14 protein-coding genes are annotated in these 24,889 nt (G+C 63.8%); 13 read left to right on the forward strand and 1 reads right to left on the reverse strand.

The window, feature by feature from the left end:
* Positions 1–338: 338 nt before the first annotated feature.
* From D2E23_RS10225 to D2E23_RS10270, 10 genes are all read left to right on the forward strand, one after another.
* Positions 339–1,568 (forward strand): LacI family DNA-binding transcriptional regulator, encoded by a 1,230-nt coding sequence (locus D2E23_RS10225; protein WP_240541481.1) that lies wholly within the window; start codon positions 339–341, stop codon positions 1,566–1,568.
* Between the two features lie 772 nt (positions 1,569–2,340).
* Entirely contained in the window at positions 2,341–5,841 is a 3,501-nt protein-coding gene (locus D2E23_RS10230) for an alginate lyase family protein (protein WP_126030808.1), read from the forward strand.
* 911 nt (positions 5,842–6,752) lie between these two features.
* Entirely contained in the window at positions 6,753–7,769 is a 1,017-nt protein-coding gene (locus D2E23_RS10235; RefSeq protein WP_126030809.1) for a hydroxyacid dehydrogenase, read from the forward strand.
* Positions 7,770–7,813: 44 nt separating this feature from the next.
* Positions 7,814–9,064, forward strand: a complete 1,251-nt coding sequence (locus tag D2E23_RS10240; protein ID WP_126030810.1) for an AGE family epimerase/isomerase — start codon at positions 7,814–7,816, stop codon at positions 9,062–9,064.
* Between the two features lie 201 nt (positions 9,065–9,265).
* On the forward strand, positions 9,266–10,297 hold the full coding sequence (locus D2E23_RS10245; RefSeq protein ID WP_126030811.1) for a LacI family DNA-binding transcriptional regulator: 1,032 nt from the start codon (positions 9,266–9,268) through the stop codon (positions 10,295–10,297).
* Between the two features lie 632 nt (positions 10,298–10,929).
* Positions 10,930–11,442, forward strand: coding sequence for a nitroreductase family protein (locus D2E23_RS10250; RefSeq protein ID WP_126030812.1), 513 nt, complete (start codon positions 10,930–10,932; stop codon positions 11,440–11,442).
* A gap of 236 nt (positions 11,443–11,678) precedes the next feature.
* On the forward strand, positions 11,679–12,569 hold the full coding sequence (locus D2E23_RS10255; RefSeq protein WP_164520788.1) for a sugar phosphate isomerase/epimerase family protein: 891 nt from the start codon (positions 11,679–11,681) through the stop codon (positions 12,567–12,569).
* Between the two features lie 436 nt (positions 12,570–13,005).
* Positions 13,006–14,385, forward strand: coding sequence for a glycoside hydrolase family 28 protein (locus D2E23_RS10260; protein ID WP_126030814.1), 1,380 nt, complete (start codon positions 13,006–13,008; stop codon positions 14,383–14,385).
* Between the two features lie 54 nt (positions 14,386–14,439).
* Positions 14,440–16,596, forward strand: coding sequence for a glycoside hydrolase family 36 protein (locus D2E23_RS10265; protein ID WP_126030815.1), 2,157 nt, complete (start codon positions 14,440–14,442; stop codon positions 16,594–16,596).
* Between the two features lie 21 nt (positions 16,597–16,617).
* Positions 16,618–18,345, forward strand: a complete 1,728-nt coding sequence (locus D2E23_RS10270) for a glycoside hydrolase family 43 protein (protein ID WP_164520789.1) — start codon at positions 16,618–16,620, stop codon at positions 18,343–18,345.
* Between the two features lie 386 nt (positions 18,346–18,731).
* On the opposite strand, the gene D2E23_RS10275 is transcribed toward D2E23_RS10270, so the two are convergent.
* The gene (locus tag D2E23_RS10275; RefSeq protein ID WP_126030816.1) at positions 18,732–19,982 is read right to left on the reverse strand and encodes an MFS transporter; all 1,251 of its coding nucleotides are present in this window, start codon (positions 19,980–19,982) and stop codon (positions 18,732–18,734) included.
* 375 nt (positions 19,983–20,357) lie between these two features.
* Here D2E23_RS10275 and D2E23_RS10280 point away from each other — a divergent pair, with 375 nt between their 5' ends.
* From D2E23_RS10280 to D2E23_RS10290, 3 genes are all read left to right on the forward strand, one after another.
* Positions 20,358–21,155 (forward strand): 3-ketoacyl-ACP reductase, encoded by a 798-nt coding sequence (locus D2E23_RS10280; protein ID WP_126030817.1) that lies wholly within the window; start codon positions 20,358–20,360, stop codon positions 21,153–21,155.
* A gap of 129 nt (positions 21,156–21,284) precedes the next feature.
* The gene (locus D2E23_RS10285; RefSeq protein WP_126030818.1) at positions 21,285–23,345 is read left to right on the forward strand and encodes an FAD-dependent oxidoreductase; all 2,061 of its coding nucleotides are present in this window, start codon (positions 21,285–21,287) and stop codon (positions 23,343–23,345) included.
* Between the two features lie 143 nt (positions 23,346–23,488).
* Positions 23,489–24,643: a Gfo/Idh/MocA family protein gene (locus D2E23_RS10290; RefSeq protein WP_093959989.1), complete on the forward strand. Its 1,155-nt coding sequence runs from the start codon at positions 23,489–23,491 to the stop codon at positions 24,641–24,643.
* Positions 24,644–24,889 lie beyond the last annotated feature (246 nt).

A 24,889-nucleotide genomic window follows, 5' to 3' on the forward strand; every position in this document is an offset into this window, starting at 1 on the left:
GGCGTGTGTGGCATGTGCGTGTGCGGTGTACTCGTGTATGGGTGTGTACCGCGTGCACATACGTGTATATGTGCGGCGTGTGCGCAGCCGTGGCGCGTTGCGTTCCCGTTCTTGCGCATTCGTTGTCGATGATCTGCACAATCCTTGGTAAGCGCTTTCCATAATAGCAGTACCGTGGACGATGATTCTGTGAGATACGAGATACTTTTACGTATTTGTAACCATATGTTATGAAGGAAAATATGTCTGATGCCGCGTCATGAGAAAATTGGAAAACGTTTACCAAATGATTGCCGTAGTAGACTTCATGATGATTCGACGACGATCGGAAGGGGCGGATGGTGACTGAACGGATGACCACACGTGCGATCGATCCCGAAGCCGGCGGGGACGGTCGCGGGGATGATCGGGATGGTTTCGGAACCGTCTTCGGAAACGGCCGTGGGGGAGATGCTTCCGATAGGCAGAGTGGGCGCGCCGCCGGTCGAGGGAACGGCGCTCCGGCCACGCTGTCCGACGTGGCGCGTGAGGCGGGCGTGTCCATCGCCACCGCGTCGCGCGTGCTCAACGGCGGCACCCGCAAAGTGCGCGACGACCTGCGCGGCAAGGTCATGCAGGCCGCCGAACGACTCAACTATCATGCGAACGCCTACGCGCAGGCCGTGGCCAAAGGCGGATCGTCGAACATCGCGCTGCTCGTCTCCGACATCTCCGACCCGTACTTCGCCGGCGTCTCGCAGGGCGTGGTCAAGGCCGCATCGCAGCGCGGGGTGACGGTGAGCATCGCCGTGGCGTCGAACGGCGAGGATGAACTCGACCGCGTGCGCGGACTGGTGGCGACCCGGCCGCGCGGCATCATCATCTCCGAAAGCGAGAACGTCAACGACTCCGCACGCCAGGAACTGCAGGAGGAGCTGGAACGGTACCGGTCATCCGGCGGACGCGTGGTGTTCATTCTCGACCGTGGGCTGCCGTTCCCCGCCGTGGATGTGGCGAACGAGGCCGGCGGACGCGCCATCGGGCGGCTGCTGGTCGAATCCGGGTATCGCCGGCCGGTGATTCTCAAGGGCAACGACGGATATCGGTCGTCCGCCCAGCGATATCGCGGCGTGGTCGGCGCGCTCGCCGAGGCGGGGATCATGGTGGACCCGCGTGCTGTGGCCAACGGACAGTTCAATCGGACGAAGGGTTTCTCCGCCATCATGCAGATGGCCGGCGCCGGCGGCATGCTCACGCCCGGCGAGGGGGCTGTGTATGGGGGAGCGGGTGCGGACTCGATCGTCGCGCTGAACGACGTGATGGCGATCGGTGCCATGACCGCGCTGCGCAACGCCGGAATCGTGCCGGGGCGTGACATCGGCGTGACCGGATTCGGCGACATTCCGTACGCCGTGGATGTGCATCCGGCGCTCACCACCGTGCACCTGCCGCTGACCGACATGGGGCGTGCCGCCGTGGAAAGCGTGCTGTCCGACGACGAATACGTGGCCGACGATTCGGGCCGGCGCCTGATCTTCCTGCAAGGGCGTCCCGACGTGATCCTGCGCGACTCCCTGCCGCGGAGGTAAGGTTCGGGCTTGGGGTGTGTCGGGTCGCTTTCGGGTGGCCTGGCGCCCCTTTTCCTGTGAAGATGGGTGGATGCGACCTCGTTGGTCATGCTGCTGAGCGCGCGTGGATGTCCTCCGTACCGTGCCGGCGATGGACTCTGCTATGTCGCTGAGTGTGCTTGGGTGCTCTGCTGGATGCATCTCACGGGCACATGGGCGACGGAGCATCGCTGGATGCGCTCAAGTACCCTTCCTCCTGAGAAGATTGGGCGGATCTAGTCGCTCTGGATGCGTATTTCGGGTGTGTGCGCGTTCGGTATGTGACCGAGCTGGAATTTGGGGCGCGAAATACCCGTTTTCCGTTCTTTGGGGCGTCGACTTCCCGTTTTTGGCCCGATTTTCGGGAAGTTGACGCCCCAAATCACGGATTTTCTCGCATCGCGGACGTTGGTGGCCGAAATGCGAGAACATCCGCGATTCACAGCGTCAAACGGAAGTCGAGGCTAGGCTGTCGCGGGTGTTTGGCGCTGCGAATTGCCCGACACGGGTGTTTGGCGCTGTGAATCGTCTGCGGCAGGTGCAGGTGCGTGCCCGATGGTGCTGGTTCGGCTTCCTGTAGGTTGCCGGAGGCGGGCGGACTGGGGTATATTGGAAATCGCTTGTTTGTGAAACCGGTTACATTGGTTGGCTTTTTCGTGGCCGAGGAACGGCAGGTGCAATCCAAAGTCGGATGCGCGCAAGCGCCATATGAGCGACGGTGATGTCGCCGTCGCCGGGAAGGGAGATCGTTCGCATGGCGATCTTATCTGCAGTCAAACGAATAGGCGGCGTGATGGCCGCGGGAGCCATGATGCTCGCCGCGGGACTCACGGCCGCCGCGGTCACGTCCACCACGGCATACGCCGACACGGTGGACAACGTCATCAAGGACAACGCATGGGTCTGGGGATCCGACGCCGGCAACGCCCACGCCGACGGTGCCCTCATCGTCAAGAACGACATCGACTCGTATATGCGTCTCGACATCTCCGGCATCAGGGCCGACGCCAAGTCAGTCACCCTGAATCTGTCGAAGAAGAACGCCGCCAACACGCTCAAGGTGCAGCGCGCCAGCGAAAACCTGAGCAAGGACGGCAAGGACACCGACACTGCCTGGAACGAAAGCAACATCACCTGGTCCACGAAACCGATTGCAAGCGATACTGACGCGGTGAGCGTGGACATGGAGTCCGGCAACGTCTCCTTCGGAGTGGACATCACCAAACTCGTCAACGATGCCAAGGCGGCCGGCGACGCGACCATGACCCTGCGTCTGTCCACCGAAGGCACCACCGGCTCCGACCTGTACTCCACCCGCGCCGACGGTAGTCTCCAGCCCTACGTGGACGCCGCATATGCCGACGACGAAAAGCCCGTCGACTTCGCCGTGAAGACGCCGTTCGCGTCGTACATCGCCAACGGCGAGACCGCGCAGAAGATCGTGAACATCAGAACCGACGATGGCAAGTACCTCACGGTGAACAAGAACACCGGTGCGATCACCACCGTCGATTCCAAGGACAACGCCGGACTGTTCGTCATCTACGGCTACGACTACACCGCGTCCGACTACGACGGCAAGGGCGGCGCCCAGCAGACCACCTACGCCATTAAGTCGCTCGTCAACGGCAAGTACCTGACCATCCAGAACTACGGCACCGAAAAGAACCAGCCGTACTACAACATGTCCGGCAGCGCCTACGAAGTCAAGGCCACCGCCGACTCCGTGCTGTGGAACGAACGCTTCTACCTGAGCGAATACGCCAAGGCCGGCAAGATCGCCATCGCCACGCACCTCAACTCGCTGCGCGACGGCGCCGAGGGCGCGCAGTCCCCGGTGCAGGCCACCGACAAGGGCATGACCGCCGTCGCCGGCGATCACCACGTGTACAAGTACGCATTCGAGGACGCCTCGGCCAACCTGCTCGAAGCTCACGCCACCGTGAACGGCACCAGCGCCGTTGTGCAGTGGGCGCCCGTGAACGGCGACGCCGACGCCAGCCACTACAGTGTGCAGGGCGCCACCGTGACCAGCGCCGACGGCGTGCTGTCCGCCACCGTCGACGGACTGAAGACCGGCAGCCGCAAGATCACCGTCAACTACGCCAACGGCAACGTCAAGGCCAGCGACGACGTGACCGTACGCGTGTTCAACCACCCCGGCGTGACGCTGAGCGAGAAGCAGCTCGACGCCATGAAGGAGCACGTGGCCAAGAAGGAGGACCCCTGGTACTCCGACTACCTGCGTCTGAAGAACACCGCGCCCGACAACACCGCATCCGCAGACTTCGTCGACACCCCGCAGGAGGGCGTCGGCCGCGGCGACCAGCCCGGACACGGCAACATCGCCTACTACGAGAAGGCCAGTGCCGCTGCGTACTTCAACGCGCTCGAGTGGGTGATCACCGGCGAAAGCAAGTACGCCGACAAGACCGTTGAGATCCTCAGCGGCTGGTCCGACAAGCTCAGCATCCTCGACGGCCGCGACCAGATCCTCGGCGCATCCCTCTCCACCGACAAGCTCATCAACGCGGCCGAGATCGTGCGCTACTACGACGGCGGATACAGCGGCTACTCCACCGCCGACTTCGCCAAGTTCCAGACGCTCATGCTCAACGTCGTCTACCCGGTGATCCAGGACGGCGGAGCGCCCATGAACGCCAACGGCAACTGGGACGTGATCCCGATCAACACCATGATCGCCATCGGCGTGGTCACCGACAACGCCGAGATCTACGACAATGCCGTGAACATGTACAAGAGCCCGTACATCAACGGATCCATCGTCAACTACGTGAGCGACTGGGGCCAGACCGCCGAATCCGCGCGCGACCAGGCGCACGGACAGCTCGGTGTGGGCGCCATGGGCGACATCTGCGCCATCGCCGAACAGCAGGGCGACGACCTGTGGAGCCTGGAGAACAACAAGCTCGCCAAGGCCTACAACTGGGCCGCCCAGTACAACATGTTCAGCGGTGAAGGCGAGCTCAAGGCGCAGCCGATCGACAACATCTTCGGCCGCACCGACAACTGGGCCAAGTGGAGCACCATGGAGGAGCAGGGCGTGTACCGCGGCCAGCTCCGCCCGATCTACGAAACCGCGCTCGCGCACTACTCCAAGGTGCCCGGCGTGGACGTGACCTGGATGGCCAAGGCCGCGGAGGCGAGCCGCCCCGAAGGATTCGTGCACTACGACAACCTCAACTTCGACACGCTCACCTCATACAACGGTGAGGCGGATACGTCGAAGACTGGCACCACGCCGTACTTCCAGATCCGCACGCGCATCGCACCCTGGTACCAGACCGCATGGAACGCGATCGCCCAGTACGGTGAGATCCCCGAGGGCTCCAACTCCATCACCGGCGGCGTGCTGCCCAAGAACTACACCACCGAGACCACGGACTCCTACTTCACCACGCAGTCCGACGGCACGGTGAAGGTGGCCGCCAAGCAGAAGGACGCCACCGTGTACCGACTGGTGACCAACAGCGACGAGACCTACTCCGTGCAGGACGCGACGACCGGCAAGTACCTGAGCGTGGGCGCCAAGGCCGACGATGGCACCAACCCGATCACCGCCACCGCCGACAAGGTGGGCGACAACGAGAAGTTCACCATGACCAGCTGGATCGGCATCAGCTACCTGAGCCACGACGGCCGCATGGTGGAGCAGACGGTCGTCGGATCCGACGCCTCGTGCACGACCGACAACCCTGACGTGACCAAGTGCGCGCCGGCGCTGCGACTCGGCACCGCGGCCACTCCCGCCGCCGCGGCGGACACCAAGACCACCAACTGGCTGCAGTTCACCTACCACGACGCGGTCAGCGTGCCGGGGGATGGTGATAACGGCGGTAACGGTTCCGGTGATAATGGTTCGGGCAACAATGGCGGTTCCGATAACAGTGGCTCCGATAACGGTTCGGACAATGGCAATGGTTCCGGCAACGGCGGTTCCAACGGTTCGGGCAATGGTGCTGGCAGCGGTAATGCCGGTAACGGTGGTGCCGGTTCCGACAACGGTGCCACGAACGGTTCCGGCAGCGGCAATGGGTCCAGCAATGGCAATGGCTCCAACGGATCCGGAGTCACCGGACAGCAGACCGGCAAGCCTTCCGCCAACGCCGTCAAGACCACGAATGGCAATGCCAAGCTGTCCCGCACCGGAGCCTCGGTCGCTGCCGTGACGGTCCTTGCCGTCATCGCGCTCGCCGCCGGCGTGACCCTGACCCTCCGTCGCAAGGCGAAGTAGGGGGCCAATTCAGGGCGCGAAAATCCCGAAATCCGCTCTTTGGGGCGTCAACATCCCGAAAATCGGGGTGAAAACGGGAAGTTGACGCCCCAAAGAGCGGATTCTCTCGCATGCTGGGCACCAGCGGCCATCATGCGAGAGAATCCGCGATTCGCAGCGTCAAACGGAAGCCAAAGCCAGTCTGGCACGGGTGTTTGGCGCTGTGAATCGCCGGATACGGGTGTTTGGCGCTGTGAATTCTGGATCCTCGTGGGGCGTATGTTCTCGTCGTCTTGCTTTGACTGCGGTGTTCGGCCGGGCTGCCGGGTGTGTCGGTCTTGCGTGCTGCCGGTTTTGGCTGACCTGTCGGGCTTGGGATCTATCGAATCTGGCTGAATTGGTGGGGCTTTGGCTCTGGGTGGAGCGCTGGGTCTGGTTTGGCTCATTGGATCTGGTGGGATTGCCGGGCTTGGCTTTGGATGGGAGTTGGGTCTGGTTGCATCGGCGGGCTTGGCCGGGCTGATGAATCTGGTTATCGGGGTGTGGGCGGACTGTCAAGTCTGGCCGGGCCGCTGAGGTTGGGCGGATTGCCGGATTCGGCCATGCCTTCGCGCTCGGCTCGGCCTGTTGCGTGTGGGGCGGTTCGAAAATGCCGTGGCTGTCGGTCGAATCTTGCCCCTCGTCGCGTCCGGGATGGCCGTGCGGCGGCAATCCGCGCATCCGTGCTCGACGTGTCGGGGTTGCGGATTTGAAACCGATTTCATATAATCAATCTTGAAAACGGCAATCGTACTGATTTCAAGGATTCTGTGATCGTGAAATTAGGAAACCAATTTCACGATGAGCCTTCGCGATAAGTCTTCGCGATGAATCCTCGTGGTGATTCGGACGACTGCCGTGCGCGAAACGTCTGACCATTGCAAAGGAGCGTCATGTCCGAGAAATTCAACGTCGTTATGTCCATCAAGCCCGGCCTGCCGGAGCAGCTGCTCACCGAGTCGATGTGGAGGCGTCTGCATGAGATCGCCAACATCGAACAGCACACCGAGATCACCGACTTCTCCGATCCGGCCGCACTCGAGCGCATGAAGGACGCCGACTACTTGTGGTACGGCTGGGAGGCCCCGCAGATCACCGCCGAGGCGCTGAACGCCATGCCGAAGCTCAAGGGCATCATCGCCGCCCAGGGAAGCGCCTACAAGGCTCTGGCCGACGAGGCCCGCCAGATCGCCAAGGATCGCGGCATCTTCGCCACCAACGTGCAGGCCGCCAACTCCATCCCCGTGGCCGAGTACTGCCTCGGCGTGGCGCTGCTCGAAAGCAAGGACTACACGCTGTCGCAGCGCCAGTACGGCGAGAAGCGCGCCTACATCAACCGTGAGGTCAACTACGCCGACGCCGGCACCTACGGCAAGACCATCGGCATCGTGACCGCCACCGCGCAGATCGCGCGCGACTTCATGCAGATGCTCAAGCCGTTCGACTTCAACGTGCTTGCCTGGAGCCGTCATCTCACCGACGAGGAGGCCGCCGAGTACGGCGCCAAGAAGGTGGACCTCGACACCGTGTTCCGCGAGTCCGACATCGTGTCCATCCACACGCCCGGCATCCCGCAGACCGCCGGCATGATCGGCGCGCACGAACTCGGTCTGATGAAGGACGGCGCCCTGCTGCTCAACTCCGCCCGCGGCATCGTGATCGACCACAAGGCGCTTGAGAAGGAGCTCGTCTCCGGCCGCATCCGCGCCGTGCTCGACGTGACCGACCCGGAGGAGCCGCTGCCTGCCGACAGCCCGCTGTGGGATCTGCCGAACGTGGTGCTCACTCCGCACATCGCCGGCTCCATGGGCTGCGACCTCAACCGCATGGGTGCTTCCGTGCTCGCCGAGTTCGAGCACATCGCCGCCGGTGAGCCGCCGGTGCACTTCGAGGCCAACCCGCTGGACTGACGGAACGCCCGACAGGACAACAGGACATAGGACAGGAGCGTTTCATGGACAAGAAGTACGAATACGGCACCGAGGAGAACCGTGCCCTCCTCAAGCGCGAAACCGAGAACCTGCTCGGCTTCGGCCACAAGTTCCCAGCGCCCGGCGGCGGCTCCGCCTGGCTCGACAACGAAGGCAACCCCGACCCGTCGCGCGGCATCCAGACGTGGATCACCTGCCGCATGGCGCACGTGTACTCGCTGGGCACCCTGCTTGGCCACCCCGGTTCCGAGGAGCTGGTCGACGCCGCGGTGGAGGGTCTGCTCGGCCATCTGCACGACGACGAGAACGGCGGCTGGTACCCCGAGATCACGTGGGACGGCAAGCCCGCCCCCGACAAGATCTGCTACGCCCACGCCTTCGTGATCCTCGCCGGCACGTCCGCCACGCTGATCGGCCGCCCGAAGGGCCCCGAACTGCTGGAGAAGGCGCTGGACGCCTACAACAAGCACTTCTGGGATGACGAGATCGGTCTGGCCGTGGACACGTGGAACACCGAGTTCACCAAGCTCGACCCGTACCGTGGCCTCAATGCCAACATGCACACCACCGAGGCCTTCCTCGCCGTGGCCGACGTGACCGGCGACGAGGAGTACCGCCGTCGCGCGGGCCGCATCATCGACCACGTGGTGGGCTGGGCCGCCAACAACGAATGGCGAATCCCCGAGCATTTCAACGAGGACTGGACCCCGGACCTCGAATGCAACCGTGACAAGCCCGACGACCAGTTCAAGCCGTTCGGCGCCACCCCCGGCCACGGCATCGAATGGGCGCGTCTCATCACCCAGTACGCGCTCAGCTCCGATCGCCCGCAGGCCGAGAAGGATCGCCTGATCGCCGCCGCCGAGCACCTGTTCGCCCGGGCGCTCGAGGACGGCTGGAACCGCAACGGCACCGTCGGACTTGCCTACACCACCGACTGGGACGGCAACCCCGTGGTCACCGACCGCATGCATTGGACGCTCGCCGAGTCGGTGAACACGTCCGCCACGCTCGCCAAGGTGACCGGCAAGCAGGTGTACAAGGACTGGTACGCCAAGTTCTGGCAGTACATCGACGAGCATCTGGTCGACCACGACAAGGGTTCGTGGTTCCACCAGCTCGACAAGGACAACAACGTGCTCGACACGGTGTGGCCCGGCAAGTCCGACCTGTACCATGCCACGCAGTGCACGCTGATTCCGCTGCTCGATCCGGCCGTGTCCGTGGCGCCGGCGCTCAAGGCCGCCAGGGCCGAATCCGCCAAGGAAGCGTGAGGCAATCGCTTACAGGCCGTGGTGGATGTCATCGCGGCCTGAAATAATCGGCAATTAGTCGCGTATCGGCATGAAGTCTGAAACGATTTCATGCCGATACTTGTACGCGTGATATGTGTAGGTTCGTATGTGCGGGTCGGTTTGCACGTGCACGTACGCGCATACACATATACGCGCAGTAGTACCACTCAAGGAGTCCATATGTCTAGGAACGCGCAACGCAGCACGCCGGTGATCAAGGACGTCGCCAAGCTGGCAGGAGTGTCCGCGCCCACCGTATCGCGGTATCTCAACGGCACCGCCAACGTGAATGAGGAGAAGCGCGAGCGCATCGCGCAGGCCATCAAACTGCTGGGATACAAGCCGAGTATCGTCGCCCGCGCGCTGGCCAACAAGGAGATGGACTCCGTGATGGTGTTCGCCGCCAACTCCGGCACGTTCTCCACCAACATGACCAACATCGGCGTGGAACGCGGCGCGCAGTCGAAGAACTACCTGTTCGCCGTCACCTCGCTGAGCGAGAACCGTCTCGACGACGTGCAGCAGATGGTGCAGATGGCGCTCGGCGCGAATCCGGCCGGCGTGATCGTGTACGAGTACGACCGTGCCGGCGCCGAGGCGCTGCGCTACATTCCCGACGACATGCCGCTGGTCATCGTGGGCGGCAACGCGGGGGAGGGGCCGTATCAGGTCATCAACTCCGAGCGTGACGGCGGTCGCGCCATGACCGAATACCTGCTCAAGCTCGGCCACAGGACGGTGTTCCACGTGGCCCGAGCCGAAGGTCCGAGCGGCAATACGCGTACCAACGGCTGGCGTGACGCGCTTACCGCGGCCGGTGCGCCGATTCCCGAGATCGTCCGTGTGTCCGCAACGGACCTTGAGGAGGCCGTGGAGGCTGGCCGCGCACTCGGACGACGTAGCGACGTGACCGCGATCTTCGCCGGCAACGACGAGACTGCGATCGCCGTGATCAACGGTCTGCGCGAGGTGGGTCGTCGTGTGCCCGAGGACGTGAGCGTGGTCGGCTTCGACGATCGTCAGTTCGCGCCGTTGTGGAGGCCTGCGCTGACGAGTTATCGGCAGAATTTCAACGATATGGGCGAGCGCGCGTTCGCCATGCTCTACGAGCAGATCCAGGCCAAGCGTGCCGGCGAGGAGCCGCCGCAGTCGCGTCTGGAGACCGTGCAGGGCGCCATGGTCGTGCGTGATTCCGCCAGCGAGCTGGCGTAGCGAGTCCGCACCGGTCGTACATCGATTGCGCGGCTGCTTGCCGAGCATAATGGCACCAAGCTGCCCAATGCCCAGCGGTGGATTGCCACTGCCCGCAAGCGTGGATTCCTTGCGCCGGTGGCCAGGGGACAGCGCAAGCGGTAGGGGGCTCTTTGCGCCGGCGAGCGCGGGGCTGTGATGGGTTCACGGCCTCGCGCCTTCTCCTCGTTGATCTTGGGACGGAGATTGATTTTTGGGGCAATCGTTGAGTTCTGCGCGGAAAATGGGGGAGTGCAGACATCTATCCTCGAGTTCTGTGCGCTGAAATGCCGAGAGACGGAGTATAAGCGTTGGAATTTCAGCGGCCATACTTCGAATTGCGCTGTTTGGGTGCACAGAACTCGAGGATAGATGTCTGCAGGGGGATGGAATCCGCACAGAACTCGCAGTTAGGTGGGGTTCTCGTGATTCGTTTCCGTGTTTCGACGCATGAGGCTCCTATAGTGGTGGCCCGAAGACGCCGATGTGCGGGGTGCCGGAGGGGAGTCATGTGCCGAGCGTTCTGGGTCGTCGACGTGATGATGGGAGCCGCAGTGGGGGACATGGGGGACCGTGGCCGGATCCATTGGGGCGCATGACAAAAGGGGGATGCCATGGAATTCATGGATGTTGTTCGTGCTCGTTATGCATGCCGCAAGTATGAGGACCGGCCGGTCGACCAGTCCGATCTTGACGCGATTCTGGAGGCGGGCCGTCTGGCTCCGACCTCCACCGATCAGCAGGAGCAGCATGTGTACGTCATCCGGTTCGAATCTGGTCTGGAGAAGATCGACGCGCTGAGCGAATGCCGGTACGGCGCGCCGCTGGTGCTGCTGATTACATACGACAAGACCGATGTGTACGAGTATCCGGGCGGCAAGTACGACTCCGGCGTGGAGGACGCGTCCATCGCCGTGACGCACATGATGCTCGAGGCTACGGAGCGCGGCGTGGGTAGCTGCTGGGTCAACGTGTTCGACCCGGACAAGGTGAAGGCGGCGTTCAATCTGCCCGAGAATGAGCAGGTCGTGGCCATGCTGGATCTGGGGTATCCGGCCGCCGACGCCAAACCGTCGGCCAAGCATGATCATCGCAAGCTGATCTCGGATCTTGTCACGTATCTGTGACGGAGATTTCATAATCGTCGGCGGGATTCGCGATAGACGCCTTCGGTGAAGGGGCGTTCAACGCGGCGAGTCCCGCCTCTTTTCGTATTTCCGTAAAACCCGGTTTGTCGTAGCGGGAAGGTGGTGTACACTGGAGTTGTTTTTGAAACCGGTTTCAATATTGGGTTGAGAAAGACGCCGATATTGATAACCGAATGAACAAAACCTCAGCAACGAGGCTTAGGAAAGGATTTGCCATGGCTTGGGAACTGGCTGCAAGCACACTCGGCGCACCGTACGACACGATGAATGAGCTCGCCAAGACCTTCACTGAAACCGGTGTAACGAAGATCGAGGTCGCGGTCGGCGATGAAATGAAATTCACCATGAACTCCACCGACGACGAGCTCAAGGCCATGCGCGACGAACTCGCCGAAAAGGCCAACGTCTCCATCTTCTCCGTGGACTCCCGCGTGCAGGTGTGCAACCCCGACCGCACCGAGGACGAGCTGCTGGAAAGCCTGGAACACTGCCTGCACATGGCCGACGTGCTCGGCGCCCAGTACGTGCGCGTGTTCCCGACCGCCCCGCTCGACCCGTGCTGGACCCCGGACCGCCTGCCCGGCCTCGCTCTGCCCGACGGACAGAACCTCGCCGGCATCTCCAAGCGTGGTGCGGCCATCATCGTCAAGGCCCTGCCGCTGGCCGACAAGCTCGGCGTGCAGCCGCTGCTCGAGACCCACGACTCGCACACCAACGGTGAGCGCAACGCCATGATCCACGCCGAGATCGATCGCCTGGCCCCGGGCAACCGCGTCGGCAGCATCTGGGATCTGGCCCACCCGTGGCGCGTGGGCGAGGATCCGGTGACCACGTTCGAGTACATCGGCCAGTACATCGCGAACGGTCGTGGTCTGGTGCAGATCAAGGACTGTGCGTTCCCCGGCGACCAGACTCCGGTGCTGCAGGGCACCGGCCGTGTGCCGCTGGCCAAGTGCTGCCGCCTGCTGAAGAACGGCGGATACACCGGTCCGCTGTCGCTGGAGTGGGAGCGCCGCTGGTACCCCGAGGTCGCGCCGCTCAAGGATGCGCTTGTGGCCGCGCAGAACGCCATCGACAACCTGCCGCTCGACGCCCAGCTGGCGTAGGGGAAAACAAGAAATTGCGGGCGGGGGACTGAGTGGGGGTCAACTCCCCCTCAGTCGGCTGCGCCGACAGCTCCCCTCAATCATGAGGGGAGCCGGTTGGAATTGGCTGGCTCCCCTCTCTGAGGGGAGCTGTCAGCCGTGAGGCTGACTGAGGGGAGCCGGTTGAAATTGGAGTAAGTCCCTCCCTCAGTCATGCGTTCGCATGACAGCTCCCTCCCCGGGAGGGAGCACGGGGGAGGGATTCTGTCTGCTTGCCGCAATCATGAGGGAGCACGGTCTCTGCATCCTGTGTGCTCCCTCCCAGGGAGGGAGCTGGCCGCCGAAGGCGGACTGAGGGAGGGGTCCAACACCGCCGGCACCGATGACAGCCATCGCCGACACCATCACCCATCACCCCACCCCGCCACTACATCACACAACACGAAGGAGTTTTTCAATGACGATTGATCCCCGTACCTACGGCGCCAAGGCGGACGGCACGACCAACGACGCCGCGGCCATCCAGCAGGCCATCGACGCATGCGCGGCGAACGGCGGAGGAACGGTCAGGCTGGCCGACGGCGCGTTCTGCTCCGGCACGCTGTTCCTGAAGTCGAACGTGTACCTCAACATCGCCGCATCGGCGAAACTGGTCGCCAGTCCGAACATCGCCGACTACTCGCCGAACGTGCACCACAATCGCTACCGCAACGAGCATGACATCGACCGTTGCTTCATCTACGCCGAGGACGCGCATGACTTCGGCCTGATCGGCCACGGCGAAATCCAGGGCCGGGCCGAGGTCTTCCCCAACGAGGGATTGATCTACCGTCCGATGATGATCCGCATGCTGCGCTGCTCAAACGTGCACGTCGAGAATCTGCGCCTGTACAACGCGGCCGCATGGACCACCGCGTTCCTTGACAGCGAATACATCTGGGTGCGCGGCGTGGATATCAAGAACGACAAGCGCTACAACGGCGACGGTCTCGACTTCGACGGCTGCGCGCACGTATTCGTCTCCGACTGCTACGTGCGTGGCACCGACGATAACTTCTGTCTGCAGGCCAGCAGCCGTGACTATCCCGTGCATGACGTCCACGTGACCAACTGCGAGTTCTCCGGCATCTGCGCCGGCATCCGCATCGGCCTGAAGTCGATCGGCGACATCTACAACGTCACGATCAGCAACTGCACGCTCAACCGCGTGTGGCGCGAGGGCATCAAGATCGAAAGCACCGAGGGCGGCACGATCAGCGACATCAGCGTCAGCAATATCGTGATGCGCAATGTCACCCGTCCTATTTTTGTGATCCTCAACAATCGTTTCGAGCCAGACGACCTTGGTACGTCGATTGAACTTACTCGTATGCCGACGATCGGTCATCTGGAAAACGTTGATATCTCACATCTGACGGCGGTCGACGACGAAGAGATGGTCAACACGCACATGCGCTTCACCGACGACGTGATGGGCTCGCCGCGGTTCAACGGCATCCGCTTCGACGCGGCCGACGGCCATCCGATCAGCGGCGTGACGCTCAGCGATATTCGGTACACGTTCATCGGCGGCGTGAAGAAGACCGACATTCCGTCCGACGACGAATACCCGAAGGTGCTTGACCGACTGGTCACGACGGACAACAAGTCCAGCGAAAACTACTGGCCCGACTGGTCGCGCACGTCGTTCATGGACCTGCGCAACGTGACCGACCTGCAGCTGCGCAACATCCGACTGAAGACGCTGCACGACGACGAACGTCCCGCGATCCTCACCGACGGCTGCGACGACATGATCGCCGACAACATCCGCGTCAACGGAAAGGCGTGGGCGTGAGGGAAGCCAGAGTGAGGGTATCTGGCCCGACTGAACAAGAAACGTGAGGAGCACATGCGAACGATTCTTCTGCAGACCACCGTGGGCGGGACCACGGCCGTGTACCGTCGTGACACCGAGACCGGCATCGTCGAACTGCTGCTCGTGCCGGCCGACGTACTCGGCGATGACGGCAGTATCGATGCCGCCCTGCGCGATGACTGCGCCGCCGAATCGCTCGTGCAGGCCAAGATCATCGGCGACGACTACCCGTTCGGCTTCTCGCAGGGGCGCACCATGCGCAACTCGCAGACCGTGGCGCGCATGGAGTTTGGCAAGCCGCGTGCGCTCGCCGACGACAACGGCGTGACCACCGTGACCACGCGCATCGACGACCCGCGCGGCTGGCACTACGAGCACGTGCTCACCATGACCCCGGCGAGCCAGGCCGTGGAGATTCACACGTCCGTAGTCAACGACTCCGCCGAACCGATCACCTTCGAAATGCTCTCCAGCTTCACGCTCGGCTCACTTTCGCCGTTCGCCACCGGACTGGATCCGGAGAACCTGACGTTGCACCGCATGCGCAGCACGTGGAGCGCCGAGGGACGACTGCTGTCCCAGCCGGTCGAGGACCTGGAGCTCGAACCCAGCTGGCAGCGATTCTCCGCCAACTCCGTGCGCTTCGGCTCGGTCGGCAGCTTCCCCGTGCGCGAATGGGTGCCGTTCGTGGGAATCACCGACCGGCGCGCCGGCGTGACCTGGGCCGCGGCCACCACGCACGCGTCCAGCTGGCAGATCGAGGCCTACCGCCGCGACGAGGGCCTGAGCCTGTCCGGGGGCATCGCCGACCGCGAGTTCGGCCAGTGGACGCACACCGTGAAGCCGGGCGAGCGCTTCGACGCGCCCAAGGCCGTGCTCGCCGTGGTGCGCGGCGACGTGAACTTGGCCGCACAGGCCGTGGCCGGCAACGTGCGCCAGTACGTGCGCACGCCCGAATCCGAGAACCATCTGCCGATCATCTTCAACGAATTCTGCTCCACGTGGGGCGTGCCCACCGAGAAGAGCGTGCTCGAACAGCTCGACGCGGTCAAGGCACTCGGCGTGGAGTACTTCGTCATCGACGCCGGCTGGTTCGACGACACCGCGTTCGAGTCGGCCAGCCGATTCGGCAAGTGGGAGGTCAGCAAAACTGCGTTCCCGCACGGCCTGAAGCCCGTCGTCGACGCGATTCACGCGGCCGGCATGAAGGCCGGCATCTGGTTCGAGTTCGAGATCGCCGGACGTCAGGAGCCCGACTGCTTCAACAGGACCGAATGGCTACTCACCCGCGACGGCCTGCCCATCACGTCCGGCAACCGCCGCTGGTGGGACATGCGCAACCCCGACGTGCGGGACTACTTGGCGCACAAGGTCATCGACATGCTGCGCGACAACGGATTCGACTACATGAAGGTCGACTACAACGACACGATCGGCGTGGGCTGCGAGACGCCCGGCGATCCGGACGCGTCGCTGGGCGACGGCCTGTACTCGCAGATCCAGGCGTCTCAGGACTTCTTCCGTCGCATCCGCCGCGAACTGCCGGACCTCATGATCGAGATCTGCGCGTCCGGCGGCCACCGGCTCGTCCAGTCGTTCATGGAGATCGGCGCCATGGCCAGCTTCTCCGACGCGCACGAGTGCGACGAGATCCCCGTGATCGCCGCGAACATGCACCGCATGATCCTGCCGCGCCAGTCGCAGATCTGGGCCGTGGTGCGCGACGAGGAACCGGCGAGCAAACTGTACTATCAGATCTGCTCCGGGCTGCTCGGCCGCCTCTGCTTCTCCGGCGATGCGAACGCGTTCTCCGGTGAGAAGAACGACGTGATCCATGGCGGCGTCGACTTCTACCGTGCGGCCGCGCCGATCATCGACCACGGCGTGAGCGCATGGCACGGGCCGGCGCTCGGCAGCTACCGTCACCCACGCGGATGGCAGGCGATCGTGCGCCGCGGCGAGCACGGCACCGACGCGCAGGGCCGCACGCTCGTGGTGCTGCACACGTTCCACGACGCGCCGGAGAACGTGACGATCTCGCTGGACGACGTGAACGGCGGCGACGCCGCCGGATTCGCCGACGTCATCGCCCGCGCGTTCCACCGCGACGGCATCGACGTGACGCTCGCCGACGGCACGCTGACCGTCTCCGGCCTCACCGACTTCGACGGCGTAGCCGTACTACTGTGATTTCATGACAAAGGAGTTCATATGACCACGATGATCCACAACCCGATCCTGCCGGGCTTCCACCCGGACTCCAGCGCCCTGCGCGTGGGTGACGACTACTACATCGCCACGTCCACCTTCGAATGGTGGCCGGGCATCGACATCTACCATTCCAAGGATCTCGTCAACTGGGAGTGGATCGCCTCGCCGGTGAACCGCGAATCCCAGGTGAACCTGCTCGGTAACTACGACTCCGGCTCCCTGTGGGCGCCGCACCTGAGCTACGCCGACGGCAAGTTCTGGCTCGTCTACACGGACGTGAAGACCTACGCGCCGTTCAAGGACACGCTCAACTACGTGATCACCGCGCCGAGCATCACCGGACCGTGGAGCGAACCGCACTTCCTGACCGCGTCCGGCTTCGACCCGGCCATCTTCCACGACGACGCCGGCCGCAAGTGGTTCCTCAACATGCTCTACGACTACCGTCCCGGCCACGCGCTGTTCGCCGGCACCGTGATCCAGGAGTTCGACCCCAGTACCATGAAGCTGGTGGGGGAGCGCAAGCACTTCTACAAGGGCACCAAGCTCGGCGTGTGCGAGGGGCCGCAGATTTTGAAGCGCAACGGCTGGTACTACCTGCTGTGCGCGGCCGGCGGCACCGGTTACATGCACGCCGCCACCGTGGCCCGCGCCCGCACGCTCGAAGGCCCGTTCGAGGATTCGCCGTACACGCCGCTGCTCACCGCGCGCGACGAGCCGACCAACCCGCTGCAGAAGTCGGGCCACTGCTGCTTCCTCGAGATCGGCGACGAATGGTACGTGACCCAGATCTGCGGCCGTCCGCTCACTGAACGCGGCAACTGCACGCTCGGCCGCGAGACCGGCATCCAGAAGATCTACTGGACCGAGGACGGCTGGCCGCGCCTGGAGAACAACACCATCAGCCCCGACCTCGACGTGCCCGCCCCCAAGATCGCCCAGGGCGTGGTGCAGAAGATGGATCACTCCGAACGCATCGACTTCGCAGCCGCCGACTCTTCTTCCACCGGCCTTCCCCTCGGGGGGAAGGTGTCGGCGCAGCCGACGGATGAGGGGGCCGAGGATGCTGGCGAAGATGCTGGCAAGGATTCAGCCCCCCTCACCTCCGTCACCGACCCGGCCATCCCGCCGAGCCTCAAGACCCTGCGCACCGCGCTCGTCGCCGGCGAGGACTACAGCCTCACCGATCGCCCCGGCTGGCTGCGCCTCTACGGCGGCCAGTCCCTGCGCTCGCAGCACCGTCAGAGCCTGTTCGCCCGCCGCTGGGAGCACTTCGACTTCGACGCCGAGACCGTGGTCGACTTCGATCCGAAGAACTTCCAGCAGCTCGCCGGACTGATCCTCTACTACGACACCCAGAACTGGATCTACGCGTGCGTCACCTTCGACACCGAAGGCACCGACACCCGCGTGCTGCAGATCCTGCGCTGCGACCACGAGAATCTGGAGTATGGCTGCGAGCAGGTGGAGATCCCCGGCACCGACCCGGTGAAGCTGCATGTGGAGGTGCGCGGCGCCGTCGCGAAATTCTCCTACGCGCTGGGCGATGGCGAACTCCGGCCGCTTGGCGGCGACCAGCCCGCCGATCACATCAGCGACGACTACGTGGAGCGCACGATCAAGGGTTGCGCGTTCACCGGTGCCATGCTCGGCATCTGCGCCCAGGACATGGACGCCCACGGCTCCCACGCCGACTTCCGGTACCTCGATTACGTTGAGAAGCACTGATCGGGCGTAGTCCCCGTTACCAACGGACGATCCCGGCACTTTCCCTGGAGAAGGTGCCGGGATCGTCCGTTTTTTTGTGTGGATTTGTGTTATCGATATGAGGATTGTGCGGTTGAGTTGTCTTCTCCCGGAACGACGGTTCACAAAAGCGCGATACCCGATTCGATGCACGGGTTTTCAACGGTGTCTCCCGGGTATCGCGCTTTTGTGAACCGACAACCGCCAAACGAAAAGCGGGCCGATGCGATCGCATCGACCCGCCTTCCGGGAGAGTTCGCACGAGGTGCGAGGATATAGCGGTCGGATCGGGGAAAGAGAGGTGACCGATCCGACCGGTTAGGGGAGGGGAGTTAGTCCTCCCGGGTCCGGCCGAATGCCGGACGGATTTACTTGACGCCCTTGATGCCGAAGACGGATACCGCGGCGATGGACAGCACGATGAAGCCCATCGGGAACAGGCCCATGTAGCCGAAGATGCCGATCACGGCCGCCGCCAGAAGCGGGGCGAGCATCTGGCCGATCGTACCGGCCACGTTGAGGAAGGCCAGATCCTTGGCTGCGGTCTTCGGGTTGGGCAGCACGGAGGTCATCAGCGCCTGGTCGAGGGCCACGAAGATGCCGCCGCCGAGGCCGGAGAGCGCCACGTAGATCGTGTACATGAGCGGCGTGGGCACGAAGAACGGCAGCCAGCAGGGCACGCCCACCAGGAACACGGCGATGGCGACCGGCACCTTGATGGTCTTCATGCGATCGGCCAGCGGACCGGAGATCACGGCGGCGACGATGGCCATGACCAGGCTTAGCGCGGCCATGAGGCTCATCCACTTGGCGGCCGCCTCGGCCGGGGTGTGCATGTAGTCGGTGAGTGTGTACAGACGGTAGGTGCCGATGCCGCCGGGCATCATGTACATGAGTCGGGCGAGCGCGGCGAACCAGTAGTCACGGCCGGCGTGTGCCGGCGGCAGGAAGCTTTCCTTGGCGGCGGCCAGCGAGAACTTCTCGCGCGGCATGTCCTTGTTGGACTTCTCCTGGCAGATCACGACGGCGAGGATCAGGGCGATGTCGGCCACGATGAGCAGGATGAACACGCCGGTGGACACGTTGGTGATGTACAGGGAGGCGAGCGACTGCGCGCCATTAAGACCGATCTGGGTGGCCACGCCGAACATGGAGCTGGCGGTGCCGCGGTGCTTCGGGGCGATCAGATCGGGCATCCATGCCATACCGGCCGCCATGACGGCGTTGTACCACACCACATACACGTACCATGCGCCGAGCGCGAGCGTTGCGCTGGACGCGGTGGCGAAGATGATCAGGCAGATCGTGGCGAGAATGCCGCCGCCGACGATCCACGGGGTACGGCGGCCGAAGCGGGAGCGGGTCATATCGCACAGCGCACCGCAGATGAATCCGGCAAACACGGAGATCAGCAGCGTGATGCTGGTGGCGCTCGCCACCATGGAGACCTTCTGATCGGGGGCGATCATCTCGATCTTGGCGGGCAGCAGCACGGCGCTGATGCCGAAGAACGGGGCGTAGAAGCCGATGGTCGCGAAGAACTGGGCGATCGACGGACGCCATGGGAAGTTGGGCTGTTGCGCGTCGGTGACCGCCGCGTTGTTGACATTGATGTTCATCGTGCTCCTTTGCAAGGGATTGAGTATGAGAAGAAACGTACCAATGGAGGTGACATGGTTGCCTGACACCTGAGTCAGGTAACTAGTTACATCGCTGGAAAATACGATAACACGCAACGGAATGAACATGGTTCGGCGTTCGGTCGGCGCGGATCGGCCGCTCGGCGTGTCGCGGATCGGGGCAAACCGAAGGCAAGCCGTTGCAACAACTGGGAAGGCGGGTGGTTTGCGCGGCTGTTCTGAGGGTCGTCGAAGGGAGGGCGAACGCCGGTTTTCGTCGGCGTGTCGCGAGTGATTTTTCAGGCTGATTTGAAACCGGTTTCAAAATGGTGTATGGTTCAAAACGACAGCAAGAAAACCGTTAAGGAGATTGCGATGACGCACAAAGTTGCTCTTGTTACTGGTGGTAAGCAGGGAATCGGTTTCGGAATTGCCAAGCGCCTGATTGCCGACGGCTTCGCCGTGTCCATCCTCGATGTTTCCGATGAGCCCGTCGATGCGCTCGCCGAACTGCGCGCCGAGGCCGGCGACGACTCCCTGGTTCGTTACGTGAAGGGTTCCGTCGACAACCTCGACGACCACAAGCGCTACCTTGACGACGCCGTGAACGCGTGGGGTCGTCTGGACGTGCTCGTCAACAACGCCGGCGTGGCTCCCCGCGAGCGCAAGGACCTGCTCGAGGCCACTCCCGAAAGCTTCGACCGTGTGCTGAACATCAACCTGCGCGGACCCTATTTCCTCACCCAGGCGTTCGCCAACCGCGTCATCGAGCTGCGCGGGCCGTTCGACAAGCTGCCCGAGCCCCCGGAGCAGCCGGTGGCCACCATCATCAACATGGCCTCCACCTCCGCCGAGACCGTCTCGCTCAACCGCGGCGAGTACTGCATCTCCAAGGCCGGCGTGCACATGGCCACCTCGCTGTGGGCCGTGCGCCTCGCCCCCGAAGGCATCGTGGTCTACGAGGTCCGCCCGGGCATCATCGCCACGAGCATGACCTCCACCGTGCACGACAAGTACAACACGTTCTTCGCCAACGGCGGTGCTCCGATCGGCCGCTGGGGCAAGCCCGCCGACGTGGCCGGCGCCGTGGCCATCCTCGCCTCCGGCAACACCCCGTACTCCACCGGCGACATCATCAACGTCGACGGCGGCATGCACATCCCGGTGCTCTGATCGACGATCCCGCATATCGCGCGGCGTGGTCGCATGGCGTGTGAGTCACGCATCGCGGATCGTGCCGCACGTATTCATCCACTTCATCCATCCATCTCGCAAACGACAATCGTAAATAAAGGCGACATCATGAACGAAACCACACTGGTGATCGGAGGACACAAGGTCTCCGTCGTCACCCGTCAGGCCATCGTGGTCGGCACCGGTTCGGCCGGATACTGCGCCGCCGAGCGCCTGTACGACCTCGGCGTCAAGGACGTGGCGCTCGTGGCCGACCACATCAACGGCGGCACCTCGCGCAACGCAGGCTCCGACAAGCAGACCTACTACAAGCTGACCCTGTCGGGAGGAGACCCCGATTCCGTGCGCGAGATGGCGCAGACCCTGTTCGAAGGCGGCGCCGTCGACGGCGACACCGCGCTCGTGGAGGCCGCCGTCTCCGCCCAGGGCTTCCTGCACCTGTGCGACCTCGGCGTGCCGTTCCCGCGCAACAAGTACGGCGAGTACATCGGCTACAAGACCGATCACGACCCCCGTCGTCGCGCCACCTCCGTGGGCCCGTACACGTCCAAGGCCATGGTCGAGCACCTGCAGGCCTCGGTCGAATCCAAGGGCATCCCGACGTACGACCGCTGCCGCGTGGTCGACATCCTCACCGCCGAGAAGGACGGCGAGCGTCGCGTGATCGGTCTGCTCGTGCTGCGCACCGATGTGGAGGACGGTTCCGACGAGTCCCGCTTCCTCGTGTTCCGCACGCCGAACATCGTGTACGCGACCGGCGGTCCCGCCGGCATCTACGGCAACCGCGTGTACCCGAACGGCCAGTGGGGCGCCTCCGGCGCCGCCTACCGTGCGGGCGTGGACGGCAAGAACCTCACCGAATGGCAGTTCGGTCTGGCCTCCACCAACCCGAAGTGGAACGTGTCCGGCACCTACATGCAGGTGCTGCCGCGCTTCGTCTCCACCGCTCAGGACGGCTCCGACGAGCGTGAATTCCTCACCGAGGCGATCCCGGACTACGGCCGTCAGCTCTCCCTGATCTTCCTCAAGGGCTACCAGTGGCCGTTCGACATCCGCAAGGCCCGCGACGGCAGCTCGCTCATCGACCTGCTCGTCTACCGCGAGACCGTGCTGCGCGGCCGCAAGGTGTACCTCGACTTCCGCTCCAACCCCATGCAGCCCGAGCTCGACGCATCCAAGCTCGACAAGGAGGCGTACGACTACCTCGAGCAGGCCGGCGCCCTCACCGGCACGCCGATCGAGCGTCTGCGCCATATGAACGAGCCTGCCTACCAGTTCTACCTGGAGAAGAACCCCGGCGTGGATCTGGAGAAGGAGATGCTGCGCATCGACCTGTGCGCCCAGCACAACAACGGCGGTCTGGTCATCGACCCGTGGTGGCGTTCCAACGTGGAAGGCCTGTTCCCGGCCGGCGAGGCCGACGGTGTGCACGGCGTATACCGTCCGGGCGGATCCGCGCTGAACGCCGGGCAGGTGGCCGCCACTCGTGCCGCCACCTACATTTCGGCCCGTCGCGCCGACACCCCGGTGCTCGACGACTACGAGTTCGCCGCAGCGGCCGAAGCCCGCGTCAAGGAGACGTTCGATCTGCTCGACTCCGCCACCGCCCGCGCCGAACAGTCCGGCGCCGAGAACGTGCACGATTACCTGAAGAACGTGCAGAACCTCATGAGTGCCAAGGCCGGCCCCGTCCGCCAGAAGGACGAGGTGGAGGCCGCGTTCCGTCAGGTGGGCCAGTGGCTCGACGAATACGAGACCACCGTGAGCGCCAAGCTCGGCTCCCGTCGCAGCGTCGACCGCATCTTCCTGGTGCGCGACATCCTCACCACCGCCTACGTGTACCTGGGCGCAATGGCCGAGTATGCCGAGCATGCGGGCAACACGTCGCGCGGATCCGTGCTGTATACCAACCCCGACGGCGATCTGCCGGTCAAGGGCTACGGCGACGACGCGAACGCCCCGCTCGACATGGAAGACATCTTCCGCTTCAAGCTCGACGGCGGTGCGTTCAACGGCGAAGTGCAGGAGACCGCGTTCCGTCAGGACGGCGAAGGCAAGGCCGCCGGCAGCGTGGACTGCAGCTGGCGCCCCGTGCACCAGATCCCCGAGGATGACGACTTCTTCGAGAACGTCTGGCGCTCCTACCGCGAGACCGGCAACATCGACTGATTGCGAGGGGACGAGCCCCTGCGAGATCAACTCCCCTCAGTCGGCTTTGCCGACAGCTCCCCTCAATCATGAGGGGAGCCAACCAGTACCAATATCCATATCGTCAAACAATCAAACAAAACAATATCGAAAGGAACACCACCATGGCAGACAAGACTCTGGGCGTGATTCTCAATGGCGCGACCGGCCGCATGGGTTACCGCCAGCATCTGGTCCGTTCTATCCTCCCCATCATCGAGCAGGGCGGCGTCGAACTGTCCGACGGCTCCCGCGTGCAGCTCGACCCGATCCTGGTCGGACGCCACGAGGAGAAGCTCAAGGAGGTCTCCGAAAAGCACGGCGGACTGAAGTACACCACCGATCTCGACTCCGTCCTCGCCGACGACAAGTACCCGCTGTACGCCGACTTCCTCGTCACTTCCGCCCGCGTGGCCGCCATCGAAAAGGCCATCAAGGCCGGCAAGAAGGCCGTGTACACTGAGAAGCCGATCGCCGAGACCCTCGACGACGCCGTCGAACTCGTCAAGCTCGGCAAGGAGAACAACGTGGTCTCCGGCGTGGTGCACGACAAGCTGTTCCTGCCCGGCTTCCTCAAGCTGCGTCGCCTGATCGACTCCGGCTTCTTCGGCCGCATCCTCTCCGTGCACGGCGAGTTCGGCTACTGGGTGTTCGAAGGTGACTGGCACAAGTCTCAGCGCCCCAGCTGGAACTACAAGAAGGAGCAGGGCGGCGGCATGATCTCCGACATGTTCCCGCACTGGAACTACATCATCGAGAACCTGTTCGGCCGCATCACCGATGTGTACGCCGACGCGAAGACCGAGATCCCCGACCGCTGGGACGAGCAGGGCAACCACTATGACGCCACCGCCGAGGACGCCGCCTACGCCGTGTTCAACACCGTCAACGGCATCACCGTGCAGATGAACTCCTCCTGGAACACCCGCGTGTTCCGCGACGAGCTCGTCGAGTTCCAGGTGGACGGCACGCTCGGCTCCGCCGTGATCGGCCTGTTCACCGCCAAGATCCAGGCCCGCCCGGCCACGCCGCTCGCCTTCTGGAACCCGGACGTCCCGGATCCGCACAACTACTGGGACAACTGGCAGGAGATCGCCACCGACGAGCAGTTCGAGAACGGCTTCAAGGCCCAGTGGGAGGAGTACATCCGCGCCCTCGTCGAGCACAAGCCCTACCCGTACGACTTCGAATCCGGCGCCCGCGGCGTGCGTCTGGCCTCGCTCGGCTACGAAAGCGCCAAGGAAGGCCGCAAGATCGAGGTTCCCGAGAACCTGATCTGAGCTGAACTGGAGGGAGTCGGTCGAGTCGGCTGAGCCGGCTTTCCTGACTGCGGGCGGGAGAGGAATCGCGAGGTTCCGCGGTTCTCTCCCTCCCTCAGTCTCACTGCGTTCGACAGCTCCCTCCCATGGAGGGAGCACATTGCTATCGGGGCACCAGGGGAGTGCTCCCTCCGGGGGAGGGAGCTGGCCGCCAAAGGCGGACTGAGGGAGGGGCCAACCCCGCGATCGATCCAACTTCCCCAAACC

Source organism: Bifidobacterium callimiconis (assembly GCF_003952005.1).
GTDB lineage: Bacteria > Actinomycetota > Actinomycetes > Actinomycetales > Bifidobacteriaceae > Galliscardovia > Galliscardovia callimiconis.